This window comes from Sulfurovum sp. AR (assembly GCF_000296775.1).
Taxonomy (GTDB): Bacteria; Campylobacterota; Campylobacteria; order Campylobacterales; family Sulfurovaceae; genus Sulfurovum; species Sulfurovum xiamenensis.
On record NZ_AJLE01000006.1, the window covers coordinates 1 to 17931 of the forward strand.

The window sequence follows — 17931 nt, forward strand, 5'->3', positions numbered from 1 at the left end:
AAAATAATGCCTTTCATTAAACACACTCCTTATGAAGATACCAATTATAAATTCTCTCAATCCCTTCACGCAATTCCACTTTATGCTTCCACCCAAGATTATGCAACTTAGAAACATCAGTTAGTTTCTTCATCGTACCATCAGGCTTGTCTGCATTAAAGTAGAGTTCTCCTTGAAATCCAATGATTGCTTTAATCATTTCTGCAAGTTCTTTAATGGAGATATCTTCACCCGTACCAATGTTAATATGGGTATTACGTATCTCTTTATTTTTCACTTCATTTGGCGTACAAGTAGTATTTGAACTATCTTCGACAGAATAGGTATCTTTAAAGTCACGGTTTTCCATCAAGAATACACAGGCATCTGCCATATCCTCTGACCATAGGAACTCACGCATAGGTTTACCTGAGCCCCATATCTCTACTCTGTTCTCATCCACACCAAAGTTTGAAAGGTAGGCTTTTGCTTCATCAATGCTTTGTACACCAAGATCTTTCACAACTTCATCATATCTGCTTTCATTGAGAAGTTTCGCACAATGAATCTTTCTGATAAGTGCAGGAAGTACATGAGATTTTTCAAGGTCGAAATTATCATTTGGACCATAGAGGTTTGTCGGCATGACTGAGATGTAGTTGGTGCCATACTGTAAATTATAACTCTCACACATCTTTATACCCGCAATCTTTGCTATGGCATAAGGTTCATTCGTATATTCAAGTGTATCGGTAAGAAGACAATCTTCTCTCATGGGTTGTGGTGCATTTTTTGGGTAGATACAAGTAGAACCAAGGAACATCAGTTTCTTGACACCATTTTTATAACTTTGATGGATGATGTTGTTCTGTATCTGCAGGTTCTCATAGATAAAATCAGCACGATATGTGTTATTAGCCACTATGCCCCCTACTTTTGCTGCTGCAAGGAATACATATTCCGGCTTTTCACTCTCAAAAAAAGAAGCTACTGCCTGTTGATCTAAGAGATCCAGTTCGGCATGTGTCTTACCTATGACATTGGTATAACCTTTGGACTTAAGGTTAGAGACAATTGCCGAGCCTACCAATCCTCTATGACCAGCTACATATATCTTAGCATCTTTATTCACTATGGTGCCTATTCGAAATAATTCATGATCGTGTAACCACCATCTTTAAGATACTGGTCTTTTGTCATTAGTTTAAGATCTGATGCCATCATATCATTCACAAGTTCTTCTAACTTATACTCTCTTTTCCAGCCCAATTTCTCTTCTGCTTTGGACGGATCACCGATAAGAAGATCTACTTCTGTCGGACGGAAGTAACGAGGGTCAACACCAACCACTTCTTTTCCTATCTCTACTTGATACTCAGGATTGGAGCAAGAGACCACATAGGCTTTTTCATCTATACCTTCACCTTTAAACTCTAACTCTATACCAGCATATGCAAATGCCATACGTACAAACTCTCTTACCGGAGTCGTAACACCTGTAGCAATAACCCAGTCTTCTGGTTCATCAGCCTGGAGGATCATCCACATCATCTTCACATAATCTTTCGCATGACCCCAGTCACGCTTGGCATCTAGATTTCCAAGATAGAGTTTATCCTGAAGGCCAAGAGCGATCTTAGAAGCAGCCCTGGTGATCTTACGAGTTACGAATGTCTCTCCACGTACCGGTGATTCATGGTTGAACAAGATACCGTTACATGCGAACATACCATAGGCTTCACGGTAGTTCACTGTGATCCAATACGCATACATCTTTGCTACAGCATATGGGCTTCTTGGATAAAAAGGAGTAGTCTCTGTTTGTGGTACTTCTTGTACTTTTCCATACAGTTCTGATGTAGATGCCTGATATATCTTTGTCTTTTTCTCAAGTCCAAGGAGTCTGACTGCTTCCAAGATTCGCAAGGTTCCTGTACCATCTGCATTAGCAACATATTCAGGTGTTTCAAACGACACGGCAACATGAGACATGGCAGCAAGGTTATAGATCTCATCTGGCTGCACTTCCTGGATGATACGAGTCAGATTCATAGAGTCAGTCATATCTCCATAATGAAGAATAAGGTTTCTATTTTCTACATGTGGATCTTGGTAAAGGTGATCGATACGGTCTGTGTTAAAGAGCGATGCTCTTCTTTTAATACCATGAACGATATAACCCTTTTTAAGTAAAAACTCTGCCAAGTAAGAACCATCTTGTCCTGTAATTCCTGTGATCAGTGCTACCTTTTTATCTGCCATTTAACTCTCCTTTTATTGTGGGACTGTACCATTTTGCGTGGTGAAATAATCTTTCACATACGTATGCACTTCATCGCTTTGTATCAGTTCTTCAAGACCAAACCAACGATACTCATTGTGCTGATCTCTTGGCAGATCTTCAAGGTCTGATACTTCTATCTCATACCCAAGGTTCACATAGTGCGTCGAAACATCATCAAAAATGCCATCGTCATAAAGATGTTCAAACACACCTATAAACCTTGGATGTTCAGGTGGGATTATACCTATTTCCATATTACAGATACGATGTATGGCACTCTTAATAGTCTCATTTTTAAATACTCTGCCACCCAATGTAAACCAGTAATCTTTAGCTGGTTTATTGACTCTTTTTCCCAGTAATACTTTACCCTTGAGCTTCACAATAAGATCGATGGATACAAGAGGTGTATTCTTAATGACGGTTTTAAAGACATCACCTGTGAGATACCCTGGATTAGTTTCTTGCAAAATCATCCTCTATACGTACGATGTCATCTTCACCAACATATTCTCCAACCTGTGCTTCGATCATCACCAGTGGGATCTTCCCCACATTCTCAAGACGGTGAATTTCACCCATAGGAATATAGGTTGATTCATTGGCTTTTACAGAATACTCTTTTGTACCATTTGTCACTAACGCTGTACCGCTTACTACAACCCAGTGTTCAGAGCGGTGATGGTGCTTTTGTAAAGAGAGACGTTTACCTGGTTTCACGACGATACGTTTAACCTTATAGCCATTAGACTCATCCAGTATGGTATAGGTACCCCAAGGACGATGTGCGGTGACATGAATATTTGGCAGTTCAGAATTTTCTTCTTTGAGTTTTTTAACGACCTCTTTCACCTTTTGGGATGAACCTTTTTTGGATACGAGAAGTGCATCTGCTGTGTCAATGATGATAAGGTCATCTACATCAATGGTAGCTACCTGTTTAGGTGAGAGGACCAGGTTATTTTTTGAGCCAATATTAATGATCTGATTACTTGAATCTATCTCTACATCCAAAGATTCAAAGCTACCAAGATCACTCCAAGCGATGTCTGAAGGTATCACTTTTACCTTATTACTTTTTTCCATCACTGCATAGTCTATACTGTCTTCTGGAATAGTAGACATGTCTTCATAAGTGATACGGATCATCTCATCTGTTTTTGCATTATTATAGGCTGACAAAGAAGCCTCATAGATCTCAGGAGAATATTGTTTTAACTCTTCAAGAAAGACACCTGCTTTAAAACAGAACATTCCAGAGTTCCAGTAATAGTTTCCAGCATCCAAGTATGCCTGAGCAGTAGCGGCATCTGGTTTCTCTTTAAATGAGAGAACGGACTCACCATTTGCCTCAATGTAACCAAAACCTGTCTCCGGGTATTGTGGTGTGATGCCAAACGTTACGAGATTGTCTGATTGTGCTAATGTTTTTGCTCTCTCCATAGCTTCAATATAGGCTGACTCATCTTTAATAAGATGATCAGACGGAGTGACAAGAACGATCTCTTGGGGATCTAGGGCAAGACAGGCGAGTGCTATGGCAGGTGCAGTGTTACGGCCAACTGGTTCAAGTAGATAATTGGCTGTATAGCTTGGTATTGCCATCTCTTCTATCTGATCTATGGCAAGAAAATACTGTTCTGCATTAGAAACGATGAACTGTGAATCACATGCTTTTTGGTTACGTGAAACTGTTTTTTGGAAAAGAGATTCACCTTCAAAAAGTTTTACAAACTGTTTTGGCATAAGCGTACGACTAAGCGGCCATAGTCTTGTTCCACTACCTCCACATAATATGATATTTGTCATCTACTTACTCTCCCAAACATAAACTTAAAAAGATTATATCCAAACTTCATTAAGTGCTATGAATAGGAGATGAGATATAACCTTCACATTTACCTTTAAAAGCAACTTCTTTAGCATTATCAAAAATGATACCATCTGGCAAGGTTTTTTCTCTCTTTTTTTATTGTGAATTAAGTCAAAAAAGTAACCAGTTTGAATTTAAGTGAAAAGTTATGTTTTGTACTATGGAATCAAGTGTCAGGAGAGATATTTTTGACGTTTTAATTATATATTTTTTCGTCAATATGAACATGGTGGTAAACTCTATAGAAAATATCTTATAGAGCACCTCCATATTGTCTTAGTCGGTTGATATTTGCACATTAAACCCAGTATTCTCAAATACTTTCTGCTCTATTATTTTTGTGTCAATTCGTTCTTTTGAATAAACAGCATCGTGCACTTCTATGCCATCAGGAAAACATTTCAGCATAGCCTTTCTTATGACTCTTTCATAATACGTCCATACAAAGAAAAAGACTGACGCTTTGTTTCGTGCCACATAATGTGAGTACTCTGGGGACAAGTCAAACCAGTCTATATCTTCAGATAAAGTTCTTTTGGACTGCTTCTTAGCTTTTTCCAATAACAAAGGATTATGCTTTGCTGTATATGCTATAACCTCTCTTCTTAGTCGATCACTTTCTTCTTGGAACGTCATATACATTGGGTGTTTGTCTTTACCACTTATACCGCCATTTGCAAAGGCTGTAAGTTTTGCTTTTACCTCATCTATAGGTATGTTTGAATCACAGGCAATAGAAGACCGTAGAGAGGTTTTGAAGGCTTTATCTGTTGAATAGGATGTTAGTATAGGGTAATCACTTTTAGAGGCTCCTATAAGCTGTAAACAGATTGTTTGTAAAGCTGCGGAAATATCATAATTTATGTATCCAAACTTTAATCTTTCGTATGAACGCAACCGGCAAAAGAGATTATAGTTCCTACCTAATGTTTCATCTGTGGTAGATGTATGTTCCATTGATACAAGCAATTCATTGGTACTTGGGTTATAACCTACGGACATATTAAGGATATGAAGTATAGATGATAAGTTTAAGGTCTTCACTATACTAAGGTCTATAGGTGTCCCATGAAGTGGACTACATATACTACTATATGTAGCACAGTTGGTGGGACATTGAATATGCACCAAGTGTATTCTGTCTAATAATATATCTATAGCCTGTTCAATCACCTTTGTTGATAAATTAGTAAGTTTCCATTTCTTAGATGTGTAACCTGCATAATAACCATTGGTACGTATAAATAATTCATCTATAAATTTAAGTTTATTAGATTTGAATAAAGTCTTAACAGATTTGGATTGGCTATGTATGGGTGTACCCTTAGAAGTATCCTTTTTACTTTCAATGAGACATATGAGTTCAGTTACCGCCTTACCAATTTCGATGACTTTTGTATTCTTTTGTATATGGGCCAATAGATTATACTCCCACTTCAAAAGGTATCCAACAACTGCCCCAAGAGTATCTCTATATATAAATTTATCTTTCTTATTGAAAGCTATATTCATATATACATCAATATTTCTATTACTGAAAAACGTATAATCACTCTTAGTAGCTTTTGCTGCCGTATCATAATAAGCTTGTATAGATAGTTTATTCCGTTGGATATACTTTCTGTTGAGTCCTGCAATGTCTGATAACTGACTATTGGAAATATCTTCTATGGTATTACCAGAGTTTTTTAAGACTCTGATAATCTTTTGAAGGTCAGGGTTGATTTCCTTAGTCATTTACTACTCTTTGGAGTATGCATATCTGCTTCTTTGATACCTCTATCCATATCAGGATTTGCTTGCAAGAACTTACTCTTTGCTCTTGTTAAAGGATGAACCGTGGATGCTATATCATCATGAACTTCTGTGTTATATACATCTTTAAAGTATCTTTGTACAATTCTGTTGTTAACACCATCAGTTGCATATAAATCAGGATCCATCATGATTAGGTATTCAACATAATCATTGATAGTGTCATCTATAAAGGCTACATAATTATTTCCCATTATGCACCTCACTAAAAAGTGATAATACTTCTTGTGTATCAAATACAGTAACTCTTGGACTTACATGTATAGGTGTTAGTTTTCCTTCCTTGGCATATAGCCATACTGTTGATAAACCAATTCCAAACTCTTCAGCTATTTTTTTAGCCCTTAGTTTCTTTGGCAACTCTGTAATGAAATGCATTGTTGTAGCATCATTCATTTTTTAGTCTTTCCCTATTCACCAATAGGTTGGACTAAGGCCTTAGATTTGAGCATATAAGCTTGTGTTTGAATTTGCCTATATGGGCCTAATCGTCATTAGACTAAAACAAGTATAATTGAAAGATTATGTTGAAGTTATGGAAGTGGGAGTTTGATAAAAAATGTGTACCGTAGAAGAATAAAATTAAGACTTATTTAAGTTTAGAGTTCCGAATAATAGCTTTTGCTATATCAATGGTGTTTATGTTAATGATATTTTTTCGCAATAACAAATGTGCTTTATATAGATTGGGAGAGTTATAATTTTCATCTTTTATAATCATTAAACAATTGTTTATAAAACTTACATCCTTTCCCTCTGTAAGATATTTTCTTTTTAAGATTGATAACTTATCTATTTTGTGAGTAATATTATAACTTGACGAAGTATTTGATAATATAAATTTTCGCACTTTATTATATAGATTAATCTCTTCTATTAATTCGTATAACTTTTCGATGTTATTATCTTTTATCATGTAGTCATACATCCCATCCTGAATATCAAATATAACAGGGTTACTGGTTAGTTCAAATTTACTTTCTGTAAAGTTATAATCAATAGAGAAGTCGAGAACTTTATCCTTTCCGTAATTTATTACATTATTGAATGTGTAGTCAGACATTGAGCCTTGATTTACTATATCAGGCGTATAATATTTACCATATAAATCTTTGGTTTTTTGGATTCGTGCCGCAGGCTCACCAATATATTTTATATCATCCTTATCCTTTTTCAATGTGTCTTTTTGTTTTTTATGAATGTATCTAATCATATCTTCAACATTATCTACATCAATACTTTCAGGATAATCAAATATGTAATATTTACTAACCCTACCAGAGGTAATTAGTTCTTTGTAGTTTCTATATTTTAGAAATAAGTGATATGTTTTAGTATCTGGGGTTTGCTTTCTATTTTTCATTTTTTCACCCCATCCAAATAATCACTCCACCATTGCATCATCTTTTTTCTCTGCGGTAAATACTCAGCATGATTATATGCAGCTTTTACTCTATTTCTCTCCTTATGAGCCAACTGGCGTTCAATTATATCACTATGGTATCCATGTTCGTCAATTTTACCATGTAGAATTGTGGAAAACATGGCTCTGAAAGAGTGAGGATTCATTTTATCTTTATAGCCAAGTCTTTTCATTGCAGATGAAAGTGTATTATCTGACATTGGTCTATCTTTATGTAATGCACTTGGGAATAGATACGGCCCATCCCCAGTGAGCTTTTTTAGTTCTTTAATAATTTTCATTGACTGTTTTGAAAGGGGTACAATGTGAGGTTGTACCTCATTAGTACCTTTAAATTTTACTTTTATTTTCATCTTTTCTCCAGGTATGATCCACTCGGAATTTTCAAAGTCTATCTCCTTCCACTCTGCTACTCTTATATTGCCTGGTCTGGATGCGAGATGAGGAAGCAATCTTAAGGCGTATTTTGTCGAAATATCGCCTTGATAATCCTCTATTACATCTAATAGAATCTTTATCTCTTTTTCATCAAGTATGACCGGGTAATGTTTTTCATCTGGTTGTTTAAAAACACTCTTCTTATCAATATCCTGTAAAATATTATAAGGGATTTTATCATTTGCCGCAGAATATCTGAATACTTCATTGCAAAGAGAAAATACTCTACTAGCCATTTCCAGTGTACCATTTGCTTCTATTAATCTAATAAGTTCAATAATATCAGCTCTAGCAATACTTTTTATAGGGACGTTTTTTAAAGATGGGAATATATGCCGTTCCAATCTACGCAGTTGCATATCTTTATAATCATCTGAGATTTTTGTTTTATGTGCAAGAAAATCTAGAGCAATTTTACCAAAAGTATCAGATCTTTCATTTTCATTTATAATTCGTACTTTTTTATTTTCTTGTTTTTCTTGTGATGGATCTATCCCAGATTTTATGAGTTGACGTAAACGTTCACGTTCTGCTCTTGCTGCTGCAAGTGTTATCTCTGGATACTTGCCTATAGAATATGTTTTTTCTTTTTGAGAAACTGGTGAAGTATATTTAAGTCTCCAAAGTTTACCACCAGCGGTATTGATCCAAAGGAATAGACCATCTCCATCAAATAGCTTGTATCCCTTCTCTTTAGGCTTTGCTTTCTTTATCTCAGTATCGGTTAGGGGTAATGTTCTTCTTGCCATAGGGGTATTTCCTTTTATGCATGGGGGTACTTTTCTTATTTAGGCCCCAGAAATGCCCCTAAAAGTCCTAGATTCTATTAATTTACCTTAGACTTTATCAGACAGAATAATGAGGATAAAGTGGATATTATATCGTATTTTAGGGCTTTGTTAGATTATATGGGATTATTTTATATTGAAGAATGGCTCCGGCACCAGGATTCGAACCTGGGACCAAATGATTAACAGTCATCTACTCTACCGCTGAGCTATGCCGGAACAATGGTTGAAATAAGCGAGTGCTTGTTTCGTGGGTGAGATTATAGTAAAAAAGTTTTTTAAAGTCAAGGATATTTTAGGCTTTTTTGTAAAAATCTACGCCATTTGTTGAAACTTGCTTTATTTTCTTTTCATGGAGAAGATCTTGTACCCTGTTTTGACTCTCATCATCAAAAAGTGCTTCGATGTCTTCTGCTGTCAAAGGACGTTTCGATAAGGTTTCCAGTATCTCTTCTTCAGAGTAGCTGGAAACGGAGATCTCGGCTTTCTTTCGTGAGGCGATGTAGACAGGCAAAGCGCTGTCAAAAAGATGGCTAATCTCCAGCAGTTTTTCATAACTGACAGGTTTTACATCATAGGCAGGCGGTCTGTCTATGGTGCCTATATCTATACGTGTAGGTTGCAGTTTCAGCAGGTATTCGTTGAGCTTGGCTATCTCTTCTTCGGAGTCATTGAGTGTTTTGACAATGAGTATCTCTATGACGAGCGGTCCGTCATATCTGTTTTTAAAGGCTAACATCCCTGCTTTGATCTTCTCGACATCGATACCCTTATGGGAACGGTCAAGTTTTTGCAGGCATTTTTGAGTGGCACAGTCCAGAGAGAGTTTCACTTCATCCAGTTTCAGCAGTGCATCCTGTATCTTCATATCATCGATGTTGGCTGCATTGGAAAGGATGAGTGTCTTGGTCGACCCTTTAAAGGTATTGATCTCATCTATGAGTTCTGAGAGATAGGGGTAGAGCGTGGGTTCACCATTGGCCGTGAGGGTGATGAAGTCTATATCGCCATGCTCTTTCAGCGCTCCTTTCAGTGCAGTGGTGACTGCTTCTACACTTACGACATCCTCATAGGTATCCATCGTTTTGGCCGGGTCCAGTTCACAGTAGAGACAGTCAAAATTACACTGTTTTTTACCGGGACTCAGGTCAACCCCTAAAGATTTACCAAAACGTCTGGAATGTATGGGACCGAAGATCACCTTTGGTGAGTGTTCAGCGGTAAGCGTTAAACGTTCAGTTTTATCAGACATGACTTCTCTTTTTTAGTAATCTTTGACGCTTCTTTTCCAACTTCTTTTCAAAAGCCTCTACCGTATGCTTATCTACAAGTTTATCACGGTTGTCCAGTTGATACCCCAGTTCTGCTTCAAACTTCAAGAGGGATATCTTCTTATAGATTTCCATGATCTTCAGGTTGGTCAATCCTCCCAGAAAATTCCGCATGAGACTCAACTTCTCTCTCAGATAGACTTCCTCACCTATATTACTCATTTGCAATTCTGTCAGCTTCTCTTTATAGGTATTGCTGTCGATCAGTTCCAGATCGAACTCTTTGTTAATAAAGTAGTCTGCTACCGTCGTAAAATAGTGACTAAAAGGTTTCTTGATATTCTGCACTTTTTTTGAACCCCAGAGATACTTCGCCGCGACTTTCTGGAACTCTTTTCTTAAGGCTTCTATCTCATCATCCACAGGCACCAGTTTTCCGTCTTCTCTTAATCGGAAGTTCCTGTTAAAAGCCATGGAGATAGCGTTCATAGTATTTTGAAACTCCGTTTTGGCGTTGCTTGAACGGTTAAGCAGTGCGATAAGCAGCTCTTTGATCTTCATCTTGTCATAATGCACGCTCTCATAGCCAGGTACTGTGAGTGTTTTCAAATACACCAGTTTTCGTATATCCTTTACCCGTACTTCACTTTTGATGGAACGCAGCAGGATCTCCTGCAGTTTTTCTTTGGTGTAGATGTTGAGCGAATCGATGATATCGGTCACGCGGTACCTGTTCTCATCTGCCAGATCCATCGCCTGACACAAAATAGTTTTACCTGTAATGTTTTGGATCATGATGCCTTTGGATCCAAGGTACTTCTCCTCCAAGGCAATGGCATTGAGAACATACTGTTTTAAATAGAGATACTCAGGATACTCTTCAAGCTCATGTACACGCTTGACCAAAGAAGCCAAAGCATACTCTCTAACATCCTCTGGTAGGTTTTCATAGAATTCATACTTGAGGATACGTCTGAAGTTATTGAGGTTTGCATTAAATCGTAAAGGAGAATCCAAGGTAGCTGAAGCCTTTTGTAACATCGTATCCAGGATAGTTTCTCCATCATGGCTGAATGCCGTATGACCGATGTCATGCAACAGCCCTACGATCTTTCCTATCTTGAAAAAGTTCAAGTCGACATCATTACCAAGTTGTCTACTCAGATGGTTCAGTATGTACTCTGTGCTTAGGCCTACTTCCATAGAGTGGCTATAGCGATTTCGAATACTGTCTTTGGTACGTTTAGAGAGGTACATAGGGATATCTTTCAGGCGTACGAACACTTTGTGTCCTACGATCCCCAGTTCACATTCTTCGACGGTTTGGAGCGCCTTTGGCGAGAGTTGAGTAGTGAGCATTGAGCGTTGAGAATTACTCTGCATAATTTTTCTTTAATGAACCAAGCATTCTTAATAACTCTTTTATTTCTTTCACCCATGACATACCGGTATTTTTATCGATATATCCAATTTCTATGCCAATATAGGTTTGTGTGATAAGTTCTGCACCCGAACCTTTAGCAATTTCAATATAACGTATTTTTTCTTTAGAAGATTCTTTTTCAAGTCCTTCTGCAATATTACTGGCAATGGAAAGGGAACTACGAGTAATTTGATCTTTAAAACCAAAATCTTTCGAATCAGAAAATAATTTATATACTTCTACAGATAAACGACAAGATCGTTTCCAAACATCCAATCTCTCACATCGCATATTTGCTCCTTTTTCATCGCTCAACGCTCATCTCTCAGCGCTGCGCTAAAGAGCTCTAGCTCTTCGCACTCACTCTCTGACACTCTTTTACGAAATGTTTTGCATTTTCTACCGGAACGTCCGGGAGGATACCGTGTCCTAGGTTAAAGATGTGTCTTTTACCGCCCATGATCTCCTGGATCGCTTCTACACACGCTGTTGTTGCCTCTTGGGAGTAGAGTCTACATGGTTCCATATTTCCCTGAAGGACGTATTTATCACCCAGTTTCTCTTTGGCCAAGGCCATAGGTGTTCCCCAGTCCACACCGAATACATCAAAGTTCCCATACACCAAACCACGCTCGATAAAGGCTGCAACACCTTTAGGGAACATGATCACAGGGATATGCGGATACTTCTCTTTGAGATATTCAGCGATCTCCACCATATATTTCCATGAGAACTCGTCATATTTACCCGGTTCGATCGCTGCTGCCCAGGAATCGAAGATCTGTACGACATCCACACCTGCTTGGATCTGTTTTTCCATATAAAGCTTCACGACATCGGTGACTTTTCTAAGGATGTTATGGAGAAGTTCAGGATTGGAGTACATCATCTTCTTACAGATATTGTAGGTTTTAGTCCCCTGCCCCTCTATCATATACGTTGCCAATGTCCAAGGAGCACCGGTAAAACCGATAAGCGCTTTCTCATCACCTCTTGCATCCAGCTGCTCTCTGAGAAGTGCGATCGTCTCATAGACATAGGTCAGTTTACTTGCCGCCTCTTCACCACCGATGAGTCTATCCAGGTCTTCTTGTGATGTCAGAGGGTCAGAGAACTTTGGTCCCTCCCCTTTCACAAAACTAAGGTCCATACCCATTTCATCCGGAATAACCAAAATGTCCGAGAACAAGATAGCCGCATCCACACCCACGATATCGAGTGGCTGGATGGTTACTTCTGCTGCTTTTTTGGGATCATGACACAAGTTAAGGAAGTTACCTGCTGCGGCACGTACTGCCATGTACTCCGGCAGATAACGCCCTGCCTGTCTCATCATCCATACCGGTGTATATGGTGTCTCTTTCCCTAGACATGCGTCTACAAAAATTTTGCTCATTACTATTTACCTACTTTCCCTAAAAAATATAATCCTACTGCCAATGCGGTAATAGAAAGTGCAAAATACATCATCTCAATAGGTGTAGCAAAGTTCGTATGCAATACCCTTTGAAAGAAGTTCACCACAAGTACCATGACGATAACTTTTGCGATCTTGTCTTTAAGCTGGTCAAGTGAATGGATCGCCAGTAATTTACTGCCATTCTTCCCGCTTGCCTCATCAATATCTGAAATGAAAAGCTCATACAGTCCAAAAGAGAAAATGAACATTACCACGGCGATCAAATAGAGATCCACCGCACCGATGATCCCTGCTACGATATCTTCATGAAAGTTTTCAGGGTGTGCATGGGTGAGGATCGTATTGAGTGTATAAACACCGACACTCCAGATATCCATTGAAGCAACCACAAAAAGGATCACGGCACCTAGTAAACCAAAAATAACAGCCAAAAGTACGATAAATCTACTTCTCCAGATAGCGCCTTCAAATAGTTTTTCTAACATTAAGCATTTTCCTCTAGTTTGATCCATTTTTGTGCGATTCTTACTGCATTGGTCGCAGCACCGACTCTTACCTGGTCAGCAACACCCCAAAGATGCAGGATATTCTTCGCATAGATATCTTTTCTGATACGCCCAACATAGGTATCATCTGTATCTGTTGCAGTCAAAGGCATAGGATACTCATTTTTAGACATATCATCTACCACCTTGACATTTTCAAAGTTACCTAATGCTTCTCTTGCTTCGTCTACATTCACATCTACATTCTCATCAAATGTGATCGTGATAGATTCAGAGTGGCTTCTTAAAACCGGTACACGCACACAAGTTGCAGATACGGCAAAGTCGCTATGCATGATCTTGTTGGTTTCGTTGACCATTTTCATCTCTTCTTTGGTGTAACCGTTTTCCTGAGGCACATCAATATGAGGAATGACATTGAGTGCGATACGGTGTGCAAATGCTTCGACTTTTGCATCATCCAGTGTAAAGTTGAAAAAAGCCTGCATTTGCCGTACTAGCTCTTCCATCCCTTTTTTACCTGCACCACTTACGGCCTGGTAGGTACTTACATCCACTCTTTTGATCCCATAGAGGTCATGAAGCGGCTTGAGAAGCTGTACCATTTGAATGGTAGAACAGTTAGGGTTCGCGATGATACCTGACTCTTTCCAAAGTGCGATGTCTCCAGGGTTCACTTCAGGCACTACCAGTGGTATATTCGGATCCATTCTGAAGTGAGAGGTATTGTCAATGACCACTGCCCCAGACTCTACTGCATACTTCGCATAATGTGCAGAGATACTTCCACCGGCTGAAAAGAACGCGATATCTATGTTGCGTCCTTCAAATACCTCTTCAGTGAGTTCTTCTATCTTGTACTCATTCCCTTGAAACTCTATCGTTTCACCTGCAGATTTTGCACTTGCCAAAGGTAAAAGATCTCCTACGGGAAAGTTTACCTCTTCCAACACTCTAAAAAGCTCTTCACCTACGGCACCGCTTGCACCGACTACTGCTACGTTATATTTCTTCACGCTATTCTAATCCTAATGTATTATCTGTTTCTTCACCGTCATTCTCATCCGGTATCTCTTCTTTTTGGCATTTAGCAATGCTCACCACTCTATCTTTTGCATCTACGTTGACGATCTTCACACCTGATGTGTTACGCCCCGCTTTACGTATGGTTTCCATATCTACACGTATCATTTTACCGATACTCGTCAGACACATGAGGTCTTTGTCTTCTTCTACGAACACTACGCCGACCACATCACCTGTTTTAGGTGTGAGCTTCATAGAGATGACCCCTTTACCCGCACGGTTCTGTTCACGGTACTCACTTGCAGTGGTACGTTTACCCAGACCTTTTTCACTGATCATCAGCAATTCATCTTCTTCATTCTCGATGGTTGTAGCACCACATACATGATCACCCTCTATCTTGAACTTGATCGCAGTTACACCACGTGATACTCTACCGATCTCTCTTGCATCTTCCACTTTAAATCTGATACAAAGACCCTTTTTCGTTGCAACGAAGAGCCATTTCGTATCTGGCTTCACGATCTTCGCATCAACTAACGCATCATTTTCGTCAAGATTGATCGCTCTTACACCATTGCTTCTGATGTTTGAGTACTCTGAGAGGTTGGTTCTCTTCACGATACCGTTTTGGGTAAAGAAGACCAATCCTTTGTCCGCTTCAAAATCCTCCGTAGGGATGATCGCCATGATCTTCTCATCCTGCTGAAGGTTGATAAGATTCACCACCGCTTTACCTTTGGCGGTACGAGATCCCTCTGGGATACGATAGACTTTGAGCCAGTAGAGCTGTCCTCTGTCTGTAACGAACATGAGTGTATCATGCGTATTGGAGGTAAAGAACTTCTCGATGAAGTCATCATCATAGGTCGTCACAGCGATCTTACCTTTACCGCCACGGTGCTGCTTCTCGTACTGTTTCACAGGTACACGTTTGATATATCCACGGTGTGTGATCGTCACAACCATCGGCTCATTTGGAATAAGATCTTCAATATCGATATCATCATAGTCATCTACGATCTCTGTACGGCGTGGTGTGGTGTATTTTTCACGGATCTCTACAAGCTCCTCACGGATGATCGCATTGATCTTCTCTTCACTTTTCAGGATGGCTTCAAGTTCTGCAATGAGTTTGAGCAATTCATTCAACTCATTCTCGATCTTCTCAATCTCAAGACCTGTAAGACGTCTAAGTCTCATCTCCAGGATCGCTTTTGCCTGTATCTCTGAAAGCTTGAAACGTGACATAAGACTCTCTCTGGCTTCCACATCATCAGCAGAAGCACGGATGATCTTGATCACTTCATCGATGTTATCTACAGCGATCTTGAGACCTTCCAAGATGTGTGCTCTTGCTCTTGCTTTTTCAAGGTCGAAGATCGTTCTTCGGATCACGACTGTTTTTCTATGTTTCAAGAAAAGGTCGAAGAGCTCCATGAGATTAAAGACTTTTGGCTCTTTATCTGCGATCGCAAGCATGATGATACCAAACGTCACTTGCATCTGAGTGCTTTTGAAAAGGTTGTTCAGTACGATCTCACTCATCGCATCACGTTTCAGCTCGATCACCACACGGATACCTTCTCTATCCGACTCATCACGAAGTTCCGAGATCCCCTCTATCTGTTTGTCACGTACAAGCTGTGCAATGTTCTCTATAAGTCTGGATTTATTGACCTGGAAAGGCAGTTCATCGATGATGATGATCTCTTTGGAACCTTTTTGTTCTATGTGTGTCTTCGCACGCACTTTGATACGCCCGCGTCCCGTTGTATAAGCATCTGTGATACCCTTACGACCGAAGATAATACCACCTGTCGGGAAGTCAGGCCCCTGAACGACCTTCATCATATCTTCTACCGTTGTGTTCGGGTTATCGATACGCATAACCAGTGCATCTACCAATTCATCCAGTCTGTGTGGAGGAATGTTCGTGGCCATACCGACCGCGATACCGCTTGAACCGTTCAGAAGCAGGTTCGGGACACGCGAAGGGAGTACATCAGGTTCCTGCATGGAATCATCATAGTTCGGTACAAAGTCTACCGTATCTTTTTCAAGGTCAGAGAGAAGCTCTTCAGCGATCTTTGTCATACGTGCTTCAGTATATCTCATCGCTGCAGCATTGTCACCATCGATCGAACCGAAGTTCCCTTGGCCATCCACAAGCGGTGCCTGCATAGAAAAGTCTTGTGCCATACGTACAAGTGCGTCATAGACTGAAGAGTCACCGTGTGGGTGATACTTACCGATCACATCCCCGACAATACGTGCAGATTTTTTATACGGACTTCTATGCGAAAGACTGAGATCGTTCATCGCATAGAGGATCCTTCTGTGTACAGGTTTCAACCCGTCTCTCGCATCAGGTAATGCTCTACCAATGATGACGCTCATAGAGTAGTCAAGGTAACTTGACTTCATACTATCTTCAATTAACACTTGTCCGGTATTTTGTTGCTCTTCAAACAGATCGCTCATGCATTTCCTTGTTGTGTAAAAAATTGTATTGATTGTATCTAACATCGGCTTAAATAAAAAGGCTAAAAAGCGCTTAAAATGGACGCTAGGTGTCTTAAAATGGATTTAACATAGTTTTAACACTATATTCTATATAATGCAGGCTAAATTCATATATTGAGGAAAAATAGTGCCAATTGAACAACTGAAAGATATCGTAGATTATGGGATCATAGGATTTCTCTTTTTCTTAAGTTTTATTACCTTTGCCTTTGCTATTGAAAGAGTACTTTTCTACCGTGGGCTCAAAGTAACAGACTATAAAAATAAAACCGCGTTGGAACTTGACATTTCAAAACGTTTGGCAACCATTGCTTCTATCGGTTCAAATGCCCCATATATAGGACTGCTTGGTACAGTACTTGCTATCATCCTTACATTCTATATCATAGGTGACCAACAAGATACGATCAACCCCGGTGAGATCATGAAACACTTGGCACTCGCATTGAAAGCGACCGCAGCCGGACTGGTCGTAGCGATCCCTGCAACGGTTATCTATAATGCACTGCTTACAAGAGTGGATACCATCTTGGCCAAATGGGAAATTGCACAGGATCCAAACGCAGTATGAGGAGAGAACGCTTTGACAAAATGAATGTCGTACCATTCATAGATATTGTACTTGTTCTACTGGTCATCGTACTTGCAACAGCTACGTTTGTAGAAAATCGAGCCCTCAAAGTGGACCTTCCGAGTGCCAGTTCTAAAAAAAGCGAAGAGAAGAAAAATATCCAAATTGCTGTCAATAAAGAAGGGGTCTACTCTTATGAAAAAGAGGTCTTGAGTCTTGACCTCATCAAAGAAAGACTGATGAAACTTGATCCCAAAAAGGATCTTATCTCACTGCGTATGGATAAAAGCAGTGAATTTCGGTACTTTGTGGATATTATAGATATTCTTAAAACCAAAGGTTTTGAGAATATTTCGATCATTACGAAACAGTAATTACTTCAGCATTGATACCCTCCTGGTTTATACCGGGGATCTCTCTTATTTAAACCCATATTACTTCTGACATTTTATTTGAACTTCCAATCATATAAACTGCGGTGATGTTACCCTCTTTACTTTTCTAGAAAAGTAAAACAAAAGTCGACACTACTCTCAAATCGCTTCGCTTTCAAGGGTGTTCGTAGTGTCAGATGAACGTACTTCGTAC

General features: G+C 39.2%; 18 protein-coding genes and 1 tRNA gene. 2 read left to right on the forward strand and 17 right to left on the reverse strand.

What is annotated here, in order from left to right:
* Positions 1 to 16: 16 nt before the first annotated feature.
* From SULAR_RS05050 to gyrA, 17 genes are all read right to left on the reverse strand, one after another.
* A complete protein-coding gene (locus tag SULAR_RS05050; RefSeq protein ID WP_008243683.1) occupies positions 17 to 1111 on the reverse strand; it encodes a GDP-L-fucose synthase in 1095 nt (364 codons plus the stop codon).
* 8 nt (positions 1112 to 1119) lie between these two features.
* Positions 1120 to 2241: a GDP-mannose 4,6-dehydratase gene (gmd, locus tag SULAR_RS05055; RefSeq protein ID WP_008243684.1), complete on the reverse strand. Its 1122-nt coding sequence runs from the start codon at positions 2239 to 2241 to the stop codon at positions 1120 to 1122.
* 12 nt (positions 2242 to 2253) lie between these two features.
* Complete coding sequence (locus tag SULAR_RS05060) at positions 2254 to 2733, reverse strand: GDP-mannose mannosyl hydrolase (RefSeq protein ID WP_008243690.1); 480 nt, start codon at positions 2731 to 2733, stop codon at positions 2254 to 2256.
* Positions 2720 to 4072, reverse strand: coding sequence for a mannose-1-phosphate guanylyltransferase/mannose-6-phosphate isomerase (locus SULAR_RS05065; protein WP_008243691.1), 1353 nt, complete (start codon positions 4070 to 4072; stop codon positions 2720 to 2722). Before SULAR_RS05065 ends, SULAR_RS05060 begins: the two co-directional genes overlap by 14 nt.
* Positions 4073 to 4412: 340 nt before the next feature.
* A complete protein-coding gene (locus SULAR_RS05070; protein ID WP_008243694.1) occupies positions 4413 to 5873 on the reverse strand; it encodes a hypothetical protein in 1461 nt (486 codons plus the stop codon).
* The gene (locus SULAR_RS05075) at positions 5870 to 6145 is read right to left on the reverse strand and encodes a hypothetical protein (RefSeq protein ID WP_008243695.1); all 276 of its coding nucleotides are present in this window, start codon (positions 6143 to 6145) and stop codon (positions 5870 to 5872) included. Before SULAR_RS05075 ends, SULAR_RS05070 begins: the two co-directional genes overlap by 4 nt.
* On the reverse strand, positions 6135 to 6347 hold the full coding sequence (locus tag SULAR_RS05080) for an AlpA family transcriptional regulator (protein WP_008243697.1): 213 nt from the start codon (positions 6345 to 6347) through the stop codon (positions 6135 to 6137). Before SULAR_RS05080 ends, SULAR_RS05075 begins: the two co-directional genes overlap by 11 nt.
* 193 nt (positions 6348 to 6540) lie before the next feature.
* Positions 6541 to 7314 carry a hypothetical protein gene (locus SULAR_RS05085; protein ID WP_008243698.1) on the reverse strand — a complete coding sequence of 258 codons (774 nt, stop codon included), beginning with the start codon at positions 7312 to 7314 and terminating at the stop codon, positions 6541 to 6543.
* Complete coding sequence (locus SULAR_RS05090) at positions 7311 to 8561, reverse strand: integrase arm-type DNA-binding domain-containing protein (protein ID WP_008243699.1); 1251 nt, start codon at positions 8559 to 8561, stop codon at positions 7311 to 7313. The genes SULAR_RS05085 and SULAR_RS05090 overlap by 4 nt, the downstream gene beginning before the upstream one ends.
* A gap of 183 nt (positions 8562 to 8744) precedes the next feature.
* A tRNA-Asn gene (locus tag SULAR_RS05095) sits at positions 8745 to 8819 on the reverse strand.
* A gap of 76 nt (positions 8820 to 8895) precedes the next feature.
* On the reverse strand, positions 8896 to 9852 hold the full coding sequence (locus SULAR_RS05100) for a radical SAM protein (protein WP_008243700.1): 957 nt from the start codon (positions 9850 to 9852) through the stop codon (positions 8896 to 8898).
* A complete protein-coding gene (locus tag SULAR_RS05105; protein ID WP_008243701.1) occupies positions 9845 to 11254 on the reverse strand; it encodes an HD domain-containing protein in 1410 nt (469 codons plus the stop codon). The genes SULAR_RS05100 and SULAR_RS05105 overlap by 8 nt, the downstream gene beginning before the upstream one ends.
* On the reverse strand, positions 11244 to 11609 hold the full coding sequence (locus SULAR_RS05110; RefSeq protein ID WP_238536362.1) for a four helix bundle protein: 366 nt from the start codon (positions 11607 to 11609) through the stop codon (positions 11244 to 11246). Before SULAR_RS05110 ends, SULAR_RS05105 begins: the two co-directional genes overlap by 11 nt.
* A gap of 31 nt (positions 11610 to 11640) precedes the next feature.
* On the reverse strand, positions 11641 to 12690 hold the full coding sequence (hemE, locus tag SULAR_RS05115; RefSeq protein ID WP_008243703.1) for a uroporphyrinogen decarboxylase: 1050 nt from the start codon (positions 12688 to 12690) through the stop codon (positions 11641 to 11643).
* Between the two features lie 2 nt (positions 12691 to 12692).
* On the reverse strand, positions 12693 to 13199 hold the full coding sequence (locus tag SULAR_RS05120) for a YqhA family protein (RefSeq protein WP_008243704.1): 507 nt from the start codon (positions 13197 to 13199) through the stop codon (positions 12693 to 12695).
* On the reverse strand, positions 13199 to 14236 hold the full coding sequence (locus SULAR_RS05125; RefSeq protein ID WP_008243705.1) for an aspartate-semialdehyde dehydrogenase: 1038 nt from the start codon (positions 14234 to 14236) through the stop codon (positions 13199 to 13201). Before SULAR_RS05125 ends, SULAR_RS05120 begins: the two co-directional genes overlap by 1 nt.
* Position 14237: 1 nt before the next feature.
* Positions 14238 to 16730, reverse strand: coding sequence for a DNA gyrase subunit A (gyrA, locus tag SULAR_RS05130; protein ID WP_008243706.1), 2493 nt, complete (start codon positions 16728 to 16730; stop codon positions 14238 to 14240).
* A 184-nt stretch (positions 16731 to 16914) separates the two neighbouring features.
* On the opposite strand from gyrA, the gene exbB reads away from it, so the two are divergent.
* The gene (exbB, locus tag SULAR_RS05135; RefSeq protein WP_038000252.1) at positions 16915 to 17343 is read left to right on the forward strand and encodes a TonB-system energizer ExbB; all 429 of its coding nucleotides are present in this window, start codon (positions 16915 to 16917) and stop codon (positions 17341 to 17343) included.
* A complete protein-coding gene (locus SULAR_RS05140) occupies positions 17340 to 17717 on the forward strand; it encodes a biopolymer transporter ExbD (protein ID WP_008243708.1) in 378 nt (125 codons plus the stop codon). The genes exbB and SULAR_RS05140 overlap by 4 nt, the downstream gene beginning before the upstream one ends.
* Positions 17718 to 17931: the final 214 nt, after the last annotated feature.